We start from the raw sequence: 10,516 nt of genomic DNA on the forward strand, positions 1-10,516 counted from the left end.
CAATAACCTGCGATGCAACGGCCAGTTTTTTGTCCCCCCGCCGGGAACATACCGTGAACCCACTGTTAAATCCGCACCGTTATCCATAGCAGCTATCATCTCCGGCAAGTACTTAGGGTCATGCGAAAAATCTGAATCAATCGAAAAAATGTAGTCATACCCGTTATCATACCCATACCTAAACCCTTTGTAATACGCACTTCCCAGCCCGAGCTTCCCCGGCCGCGAGATAAATTTAACCCTTGGATTTGACTCACTCAACTTTTTTGCAATCTCACCCGTCCCGTCAGGCGAATTATCATCGATTATAAGAACATCAATCCCATCATTCTGCTGCAGTATCTGCGTTGTCATAGGCTCAACATTACCCTTTTCGTTGTAAGTAGGAAGAATGACAACAATTTTATTCATATATTCCCTTTCATTTTATTAATACTATCCACAACCCTCACCGCTGCGGAATGCCAGTTAAACTTCTCCGCCTGTCTATACCCTTTTCTCACCATCTCACTGCGTAACACACTATTATTTAACACGTTACTCATAGCTATTGTCAACTGCTGAACATCCAGCGGGTCAACCATAATCCCCGCATCACCAACAACTTCCGGCAGAGATGACGTGTTAGAAGCAATAACGGGACAGCCATTAGCCATAGCTTCCGCGACGGGCATCCCAAACCCTTCATACAATGACGGATAAACAAATACACTTGCTGCGGAGTACAGGTTATAAAGTTCAGCTTTTTCTAAATATCCGGTAAACACAACATAGTTATCAAGATTCAACTTCCTGCATTCTTCATACACCCCGTTGTACAACCACCCTTCCTGCCCTGCTATCAAAAGTTTATACCTAAGCTTCAATTCCTCTGGAAGCGCAGCGTATGCTTTTAGTAAACTAACAAAATTTTTTCTTGGTTCAATACTTGAAACTCCCAAAACAATATCACCGGTAATACCGTATTTTGCAAGTACCGCGTGTTTATCAGTATCCCCGCTCTTCCCGCAGTTCCGCGCCCCGGGATACGCCACTACCATTTTATCCGGTTGTATATAATAAAACTTAACAATATCCTTTACCGTTGACTGCGAGATCGTAACAATCCTATCCGCTTTTTTCACAGCATACGGCACCATCCAGCGTTTATACAATAAACTACCTTTGGTGAACACTTCAGGGTATACCATCATACTAAGATCATAGATGGTAACTACCAGCTTACCAGCCCAAAAATACGGTACCGAGAAGTCAGTACAAAACAGGACATCCACCTTATCTCTTTTCAACAGTACCGGCAAAACAGTTTGTTCCCAGATAATACGCGTAACACTATTCCTTGGCAACGCATACTCAGCCTTTATCACCAACCGTTTAGGATTCACAAAAAACTTTTTTAGTTCATACCCGCCGTATAGTATATACGTATTCCCGTCATCAATACCATCAATCTCGTTGAACATTTCGTATATATACGTCCCGATCCCTGCGGGTGCGGTATCAAGCAACGACGCGTTCACACCGATAATCATCCGTTCAGCACCTCGTTATAAACCTTCAAGGTTTCCATCGCAACAATTTTTTGGGTGTACTTACTAATAACCCGTTCACGCCCGAGCTTACCTAACCTCAAGCGCATATCCTTATCATCAATGAGTTTAAATAAAATTTCTGCTAACGCATACCTATCATTTTCTTTTACAACAACACCTGCAGCACCTATAACATTAGGTATCTCACCGGAATCCGACCCCACCACCGCAACTTCACTCGACATAGCCTCGATCAACACCCTGCCGAACTGTTCTTTCCAATTACTTTTTGTCAATGACGGTAATACCAGTATATCAATACAGTTAAGACACTCCGGCATCTGTGTGGAACCAACACTACCGAGTAACTTAACCCGTTCTCCAAGCCCACACTGTGTGACAATTTTCTGTAATTCACTCATCCACCCGCCAGTACCTATGATAACGATTCTAGCATCCACTTTATTTTTAATTTCAGCAAATGCTGAGATCAACACTTTAACCCCTTTTTCCTCAACCACACGCCCGATAAACGCAATATTTACAGTCTTACCGCCAATCCCGCGCAGCTCGCGTAGCTTAGCAATCTCAGTATCTGAACGCTTAAAAAACACGCCTGGGTCAACCCCGAACTGCGGAATGAGGAACGTTTTTTTGTTCCACCCTTTTTTCACAAGAATACCACCAGCATCAGAATTCCCTACAATCGCAGCATCGGCTTTAGAAAACACTGTCTGCTCAAAATACGAAAACGGAAACGGATACCTTTTATAAATATTTTGCCAGTTAAAAAATACTGCCTTCACAGATTCTTTTTTAATCCCCATAACGTGATACGTAACAAAACTATACGACTCCTCGTCGATATGCACGATATCCGGTTTAACTTCCTCCAACACTTTACGCAACCCACAGTAAAAATGCAGGTGATTATACCCGCTGAAATACACGGGTAAGGGTATTATCTTAAACAACGGATTATTTAGTGATTCAGGGACGGCTCCACCCCATTTTTTTGGTATCACCAAAGTAAGCTCAACCCCGGCATTAACCATTTCTTCATACTTCTTATGATACGCCGCTACTACAGACGCTTTTGAGATGATTAATACTTTCATATAATCACACCAACTTTTTCCATAATAATTCTGTCAACATCTTAACCTCATTCTCAAAAACTTTGAAAAAGTATATCATGCCAAAATACGCTATGGAAGAAATACCGACATTGATCAATACATGCACACCGCTCAATTGCAATAAACGTACCACAAAAAACATGATTAGTATTGCCCACAAAATCCCTGTTATTTGCTTTTTATCTATAGTAATCTTCACATTTTTCGATAACAATACGTAGTTCATAATTAATAACACAATTTGAGCACCCAGCAACGCAGCTGCCGCTCCAAGATAACCCCACAAACTTATCATCACAAAACATGACGGTAGATACACCCCCGCGCAGATAAGCATATTTCTGACTACCAACTTTTCATTATTAGCCGATATTAAATAATACAACGCCAGTTCATTCATAAAAAAAACAAACAGTATCCCCGCCATAATCTGCAGCGCAATATGTGCATTAACAAACTTTACGCCATAAAAAACCAAAATTATCTGTTTTGACAATAAGAACATCCCAACCGCCATCGGCAGTGCAACCGATAACATAAATAATAATGATTTAGTAAACGCGCGGCTATACTTTTCCTGTTCACCCGCAAAATATTTTATAATAAACGGCAACACCGCCGCCATAAATACTGACGGCATAAACATCAACCCTTCAACAAACCTGAACGCCGCACCGTACCACCCCACTTCCGTCGCATGCCTTAACCATCCAAGCAAGACCACGTTAAGCTTAAAATACGCAGCGCCAAGTATCATAATTACACCCAGTGGAAACGCGGAAACAATAATCCCGTACCAGTTCCTGAACTCCGGCTTAATCAATCTTAACCCCAGCTTTGATGCAGTAAACACCACAGCAAAAATACACGCGATAACCGCCCCAGCGACCAGCGCTACCGCCAATCCGTACATCCCGGCGTTCAAAACATAAAGAGCTACAGTCCCGATCACTGCCAAAAGCAACCGCCACACAATCATTAACCCGGTTTCATAATACATCTTAGAAATTCCGCGGTAGTATGAATTGTATACATCCAGAAACGCGGATATCGTCAATGCAAGACAGATCAGTAAAATAAACAGGTAATATTCACGTGTCTGAACGTTCAGCCATGCCACCACTGCAAACACTGCAAGTACAAGTAAGCTCAAAACAAATTTTATACTCAAAATATCGGAAATAACGCTATTAGCCTTCTCCGCGGACTGGCTAATAATTTTTACAGCGAACGTATTAGTCCCGAGGTCTGTGAAGGTAACAAAAAAACTTGATAACGCAAGGGCATACGTAAAATACCCAAACCGTTCATCCCCGAGAAACCGCGCGATAAGTATAAAAAATACGAACCATACAAGTTTTACGATAAGCTCGCCGGCCCACCGCGTAAAAGTATTCAACGCAACCAACTGCGGTACCGGCATATAAATTTACCTGCTATTCCGTTTCTTCATTTCATACGCCTCAACATATATTTTGTAGGTATCCTCAACAATATTCTGCCATTCATACTTCACAACTTTTTCCCGTGATAACCTTCGAGCAGACTCACGAACAGCGTTATTATAAACAAGTGCTTTAATTTTTGCGGCAAGTTCATGGCTATCATACGCATCTTCCAATACTAAACCATTCTCATTCTTGACAAGAAACGACGTTCCCGCCACACGGCTGATAATCACAGGCAATCCGCAGGCCATAGCTTCGAGTACAACCAAGCCGGTAGGTTCATATTTTGTAGGTAAAACAAAAATGTCTGCACTGCTGTAGTACTCAACAATACGATTTGTTTGATTGACAAACCGCACTTGTTTATCCACTCCGCATCTCCGAGCCAACAGTTTATAATACCCGTTATCACCCTCACCTACTACATAAAGTTTAAGCGCAGAATCTCCAATCAGTGATAACGCAGTGATAGCTTCCCCCACACCTTTCCTGCGGAACTCATTTGCTACCAACAAAACAACCTTATCCTCCGGTGTGAGCCCAAACCGTTTCCGGCATTCATTCCTTATGGAACTACACTTATCGGGTGAAAACTCTGAAATATCCACCCCGGGGATCAATGCAGTGATATCGTCAGAAGGTAGATTATGATATCTAACAAGTTCATCCTTAACATTTTGCGAAACTGCAATGATTTTTTTATACCTCCCAGGATAATAATTATATTTTTCATTTGCCAGTAACACATGATGCAAAGGATTAAGCGTTTTCTTAACTTGTTCCTTAATACCAATCCCCCGGGAATGCGCCACCCATGCTGCGTGGCAACTATGCGCAGTGATCACATCCTGTATTCTTGCATTCGCTCCCTGGTTATGAAGAATATCAAACTCAGGTTCACTCCGGAGAATCATGTTTGTCACATTATGACTAAACGTGAATAACTGCATAAAAAACGGCTTTCTCATCATCGGCACTTTATGAAACACAATTTTTGACGGTTCATCTTCAGGTACTACACCTGTAAAAACATGTATATCCGCTCTCTCCGCAAGCCCGCGTGCAAGCTGGCGGACATAACGTTCAATCCCGCCTGGTTTTGTGTAGTCAGGAACAAAATATGCTATTTTCACAATCTATTTTCTTTCTCACTGTTTAACGCATTAGCGTATATGATAAAAGGCAACGCAAACGTAAAAATATACAACTCCTTGATACCATGAACAAACGGGTCACCGAACTGTATACTCACAAATACAGATATGATACACCCCAACACCCCAAGCCAAATAACCTGCAACTCATTTTCATTCATCCACTCGTATTTACTGATCCAGAAATACAACACTGCAAGGTACATCCATATATACGCTATCAACCCGGGAATCCCTTGCTCCGCGAAGATTTGCAGCATAATGTTATGCACCATCTCAGGAAATTCCGCACCGTTATTATACCGGGTAGAAACGTACTGAAAATTCCCTGACCCTACACCGGTCAACGGATTATCCGCTGCCATAACGAACGCGGTGTTCATATACAACAACCTCGCCTGGATTGAGGAATCAAACTTATTAAACGACGACTTTACCCGGTCCATCACAATATCAGGTGAAAAGGTTAATCCTAAAATTATAAGCAACCCGGCAATCACAACAGTCCTCCACGTATATTTTATCAACCCAACGAAGAACAACGCTACCCCCAAAGCTAACCAACTTCCGCGGGATAATGTCAATACCATCGCTACCAGCTGTATTACCAGCGATACAGCAATTACAAGTTTTTCTATCCATTTTTTATCCCACATAAATACTAGTGTCAACGGCATGGTTATATTTAGATAGGTCGCCAATGCATTCGGCTGGTCATATGTCCCCACAGCACGGTGCAACCCAAAAGTTACCGGTGTAAGAATATAACTTGCAATCCCAGCAATCCCCGCGAATAACGCACCGGCAGTTATCACCCAGAATACTGTGGTATAACCATTTTTTTTATTGGATAACACATCAAGAAAGAGTATATATACGACAAATATCTCAATAAACTTCACAGTTTCCTTTATCACCAGAGAAACATTCCCTGCGGATACTGCCGATAAAAATAAACTCGCTATAAACAACACTATCGGCGCTGTAACCATATTTTCTTTGATAGAGCATACCAACTCACGGATTGTTGTATAACGCAACCTATAAAATACCCATACCGCAAATGTGCACAGGATTAATACATCATTCGTAGTAACCCACATCCCTGCAATCCGGCGTTTAAGCGCAAACGGAACCATCGCAAGGATTAGCAAACACAAAATATTCAGTACACTAATTAGTTTCATAATTTCAATCTTTCCAACCTAACAATATACTGTAAGGGAACACATTACGGTCCTCCTTAGTCTCAGGAATATAGTAGTCATTAATGAAATTAATTGAGATAATATGCCTTCCTTTCGGGAAATGCTGGTTAACAAAATAATACTTCCCAACCGAAGACGTAACATAAAACCGTGCGTACTTGTCATTGTTCACATATATCTCCACTAACGGCCATACATCATTAACCGGACTACCGCGCAGCTCAACTGCGAACCATTCAATATCTTCAGGGAAGGTTATATCAACAAAAGTTTTACCCGTAGAATACATCAACGGCCCCTGCCCTAACCATTGGATGGAAGAACTTTCGGGCAAAAACTGCCAGTTTTTGTTGTATTTCCGCATTTTTTCAGAGTATCCATCCACCAAACCATTACTCGTAAGCTGCTCCTTACTCCTGGCTAAGGTTGTCATACCATCTCTTTTACTCATCAGGTTTTGTATAATCCCATCAATATCTTTCGCGTTTCCGGATACACTGGCAATACATCCCAGCTGCCATAGAATACCCAAATCTTTTTTGTCGTACCTATGACCTTTCTGTAACACACCCCATGCTTGTTGATAATCCCCGAGTTCAATATATGCCGTACCGTATCTCATCCAGTCATCCACTTCAAATCTTTCAGTATCAGCTAATTTATAATACCTAATTGCTTCTACCCACTGCCCAAGTTTGTAACTAACCCGTGCATATGAAATTATATCAGCAGAATCTCTTGGTTTACCGTTCTTTACCCGATTCACAGCCTGAACAATAGTATTTTGATTAAATAATCCGGTATCCAGGCTAATCATTTCTTTGATGATAACCACCGGCGAGGATGGAGTGATATATGGAACAATTTTTAACAGTTCCGGATACTTCTTATGCTCCAGGCAGATTTCCACCAATAAGTCGATGACTCTATTATCCGCATTCGGTGATACACTGCAGTATTCTATAAGCAATGGAATCAATTCATCAAATCTATACGTTTTGCCATATAACCGTTCTAAACCCAATATCGGCGTGATTGCCACTTTGTTGAACACAACTGCAGCTTTATAAGCTCTGATTGCAGCCTCGTAATCACCATTTTTTTCTTTTGTCAATCCAACATTAGTAAACACAAACGATGCCATAATACGAACAGCCACCACAGCAACAATTACCAGCACAACTACACACTCACTACACTTCCACCCGCCTTCAGTTAATCCAAACCTAATGTTAAGCAGTAAAACAATGAAGTATATAACGCTAAAACTTGCTAGAGGCAAAATCAACCCTGCCCAGTTCAATATTTTTTCTTTAAGCAAAAAAGCAAAGATCAAACTAAACCCTACCATAGCGACAACTGACACTAAAAGAGATAAGTCGAACAAGTTAAACACTTCCCTGGCTTTTATCCCGGGAATAAGCGCTGCGAGTACAGCCAATAAAAAAATAAGTACCGCAATCTCAACCCATCCATCAAGTTTTAAAGTAGTAAACAAAACAGCCAGCAGAAATGCCGAAGGACGGATTGATAGGCTATCAGGTTTGGGAACCAGTTTATATAAAACAAAAATTGTCACACCAATAAACAGTATAACTGTAGCATCAACAAATACCGGTTTGTACAGGTACTGCCAAATAAATATATAAATAAAAGAAAATACCGCAAACAACTTTTTTTCCATCAACTATTAATGGTATATATAATAAGAAATGAAGTCAAAAATATTATTTTACAACCTGATGATAAGTATTTAAAGTATCCTCAACCACGGCTTCCCAATTGTATTCACACTTAACTTTTTCTCTTGCTGCGCTACCCATGCCATTAAGGACAGAATCTTCATAGGAGCATATAGCACCCATTTTTTCTGCAAGATTATCAAAATCATTCATATTATGCAGCATACCGTACCTATCTTCGGTAATAACCTCCTTATGCGGTTCAATATCGCTCACCAAACACGGTAATTGGTAACTCATAGCTTCCAATAACGCTATCGGCAATCCTTCAAGTTTAGACGGCATAACAAAGATTTTAGCACCGCTAAACACTTCATTCTTAAGTTCACCTGTAACATATCCGGTGAATACTATATCAGGATCATCCCCAGCAAGTGCATGTAAACTTTTCACATACTCATCTGTTGCACTTGACCCGCCGGCAAGGACAAGTTTTAACCCTTTATCCTTCATCAACCCACGGTTTTTCTTGTATGCCTTGATCACCCACTCAACCCTTTTTTCGGGTGTCATACGCCCCATCCATAATAAATACTTTTTATGTTTAACCCCATACTTTTCCAATCCACCCGCGGAGGATGATATCACAGGCAGTGTCACGCCATTAGGTATATAATTAACGATCTTCCCATACTTTTCCTCAAAATACTTTTTCATAGTTTTTGATACCACAATCGTCCGGTCAGGAAACATTACTGCCGGGAATTCCGACATTTGAAGAAACGCACGCGCAAGCATACCCCATTTATCCGCCTGCCAATCCAACCTATGAACAGTGACAACAATATTTTTCCCAAACATTTTTGGTATCCAACAAAAAAACGCGGGCCCTAACGCATGAAAATGTATGATATCATACTTTTGGAATGATGCCGCTACCGCTGCCTGTACTGCATACGTAGCAGCATCAAAATTTTTTGAGTTTACACTATTGATATGAACTAACTTAACACCTTTATAGTTATCGTGTTTATCTTTCACATACCACGCACGGGTATAAACATCAACACTATGCCCGAGACTCACCATCCGCACAGCAAGTTCTTCTACATGCGCCTCAATCCCGCCCCATAACGACGGGATACCTTTTTGCCCTATAAACGCAATTTTCATCTACTTAGAAGCCCACTTATTTGCAAGTATCCATTTTATAGGAATTAAAACATTTTTTTTCATTGCCGGTGCCGCACTGCCTACCATCCAACAATTTTTTTCGCATTTCCGAACTTTTGCGCGCACACTTACCGCAGCAGCACTCTGCCAAATCTCATCAAACTTTTGTTTCTTAAGGCTCCCCATACTTTCTTCCATAGCATTACACGGCCGTATTTCACCAAATGGATCAACAAAAAAAACATCGCTTCCCATCTCACACGGCAATAACCGTTTGTTACCGTACACATAGTTCACTATCCCGTGGTTAAAATACGCGCGGAACCAACTCTTTGGTTTTTTACTCTTGAATAACTCATGGATAAGTTTTTTGAACTCCCCGGCAACTAAGCCCTTATCTTCGATAACATTGTCCATCTTATGAAAATAATAATTATTATGCACAATCGCCGTTGCAAATTCCATATCCAACGCACACGCAAGATGGTATAACGGTATCAAATCCTTAGCGTTTTTATCTGACACAGTAATACCAAACCCAATATCCTTAAGCCCCATCCGCTGAAGTTCAATCAATGTCCGTACTCCATGATCAAAACCGTCACGTATCCCGCGTAGCTCGTCATTAGTTTTCGGCAACCCTTCAATACTGATACGTATCCCCAGCCAGGGATACTTCTCCGCCAGTTTGATAATCCGTTCCGTAAAATATCCGTTAGTACTAATAACGATACGCTTAGTTTTCGGTTGTACAACCTTTATTATATCTTCCAAATCCTGACGTACAAACGGTTCACCACCGGTAATATTGGTGAACTTCATCTCAGGCAGTGACTCCAGGTGTGACGGCTGAATTTCATCCTCAACCTTAGACGGATAATTCCAGGTGTTACACATGTAACACTTAGCATTACAACGATACGTTACTGCAATCAATCCTTCAAGTTTAACCATTTGTTTTTACTATCTCTTTCTTTAACAAACAATCAGTGACACCAAAATAGGAATAATATGACATTCCCCCTTCTTTTGTCAAAGTGTACTATTTCACACAGAGGCATAAATATCTTTTAATCTACTGATAAACTTTTTTGAATCAAATTTTTCTTCCACCATATTCCTCGCATTTATTCCGTATTCCATTAGTTTACTGCTATCCATCAATACAGTTTTCATAACC

At 40.8% G+C, this 10,516-nt stretch carries 9 protein-coding genes; all 9 read right to left on the reverse strand.

Going from position 1 to position 10,516, the window contains the following annotated elements:
* Positions 1–411 (reverse strand): glycosyltransferase (locus WC955_11800; GenBank protein MFA5859734.1); only part of this gene is annotated, 411 nt, incomplete at its 3' end.
* Positions 408–1,532, reverse strand: coding sequence for a glycosyltransferase family 1 protein (locus WC955_11805; protein MFA5859735.1), 1,125 nt, complete (start codon positions 1,530–1,532; stop codon positions 408–410). The genes WC955_11800 and WC955_11805, both read right to left, overlap by 4 nt.
* The gene (locus tag WC955_11810; protein MFA5859736.1) at positions 1,529–2,650 is read right to left on the reverse strand and encodes a glycosyltransferase family 4 protein; all 1,122 of its coding nucleotides are present in this window, start codon (positions 2,648–2,650) and stop codon (positions 1,529–1,531) included. The genes WC955_11805 and WC955_11810 overlap by 4 nt, the downstream gene beginning before the upstream one ends.
* Before the next feature lie 4 nt (positions 2,651–2,654).
* Positions 2,655–4,094 (reverse strand): oligosaccharide flippase family protein, encoded by a 1,440-nt coding sequence (locus WC955_11815; protein MFA5859737.1) that lies wholly within the window; start codon positions 4,092–4,094, stop codon positions 2,655–2,657.
* Positions 4,095–4,100: 6 nt separating this feature from the next.
* Complete coding sequence (locus WC955_11820) at positions 4,101–5,252, reverse strand: glycosyltransferase family 4 protein (GenBank protein ID MFA5859738.1); 1,152 nt, start codon at positions 5,250–5,252, stop codon at positions 4,101–4,103.
* Positions 5,249–6,460 carry an O-antigen ligase family protein gene (locus tag WC955_11825; protein MFA5859739.1) on the reverse strand — a complete coding sequence of 404 codons (1,212 nt, stop codon included), beginning with the start codon at positions 6,458–6,460 and terminating at the stop codon, positions 5,249–5,251. The genes WC955_11820 and WC955_11825 overlap by 4 nt, the downstream gene beginning before the upstream one ends.
* 4 nt (positions 6,461–6,464) lie before the next feature.
* A complete protein-coding gene (locus WC955_11830) occupies positions 6,465–8,165 on the reverse strand; it encodes a carbohydrate-binding domain-containing protein (protein MFA5859740.1) in 1,701 nt (566 codons plus the stop codon).
* A 43-nt stretch (positions 8,166–8,208) separates the two neighbouring features.
* Positions 8,209–9,336 carry a glycosyltransferase family 4 protein gene (locus WC955_11835; protein MFA5859741.1) on the reverse strand — a complete coding sequence of 376 codons (1,128 nt, stop codon included), beginning with the start codon at positions 9,334–9,336 and terminating at the stop codon, positions 8,209–8,211.
* Positions 9,337–10,290 carry a radical SAM protein gene (locus tag WC955_11840; GenBank protein MFA5859742.1) on the reverse strand — a complete coding sequence of 318 codons (954 nt, stop codon included), beginning with the start codon at positions 10,288–10,290 and terminating at the stop codon, positions 9,337–9,339.
* Positions 10,291–10,516 lie beyond the last annotated feature (226 nt).

The organism is Elusimicrobiota bacterium, from assembly GCA_041658405.1.
GTDB lineage: Bacteria > Elusimicrobiota > UBA5214 > JBBAAG01 > JBBAAG01 > JBBAAG01.

Coding starts and splice junctions, on each gene's coding strand:
- WC955_11835 (MFA5859741.1), bottom strand. CDS start 9,336: ATGAAAATTGCGTTTATAGGGCAAAAAGGTATCCCGTCGTTATGGGGC.
- WC955_11815 (MFA5859737.1), bottom strand. CDS start 4,094: ATGCCGGTACCGCAGTTGGTTGCGTTGAATACTTTTACGCGGTGGGCC.
- WC955_11810 (MFA5859736.1), bottom strand. CDS start 2,650: ATGAAAGTATTAATCATCTCAAAAGCGTCTGTAGTAGCGGCGTATCAT.
- WC955_11830 (MFA5859740.1), bottom strand. CDS start 8,165: ATGGAAAAAAAGTTGTTTGCGGTATTTTCTTTTATTTATATATTTATT.
- WC955_11825 (MFA5859739.1), bottom strand. CDS start 6,460: ATGAAACTAATTAGTGTACTGAATATTTTGTGTTTGCTAATCCTTGCG.
- WC955_11840 (MFA5859742.1), bottom strand. CDS start 10,290: ATGGTTAAACTTGAAGGATTGATTGCAGTAACGTATCGTTGTAATGCT.
- WC955_11805 (MFA5859735.1), bottom strand. CDS start 1,532: ATGATTATCGGTGTGAACGCGTCGTTGCTTGATACCGCACCCGCAGGG.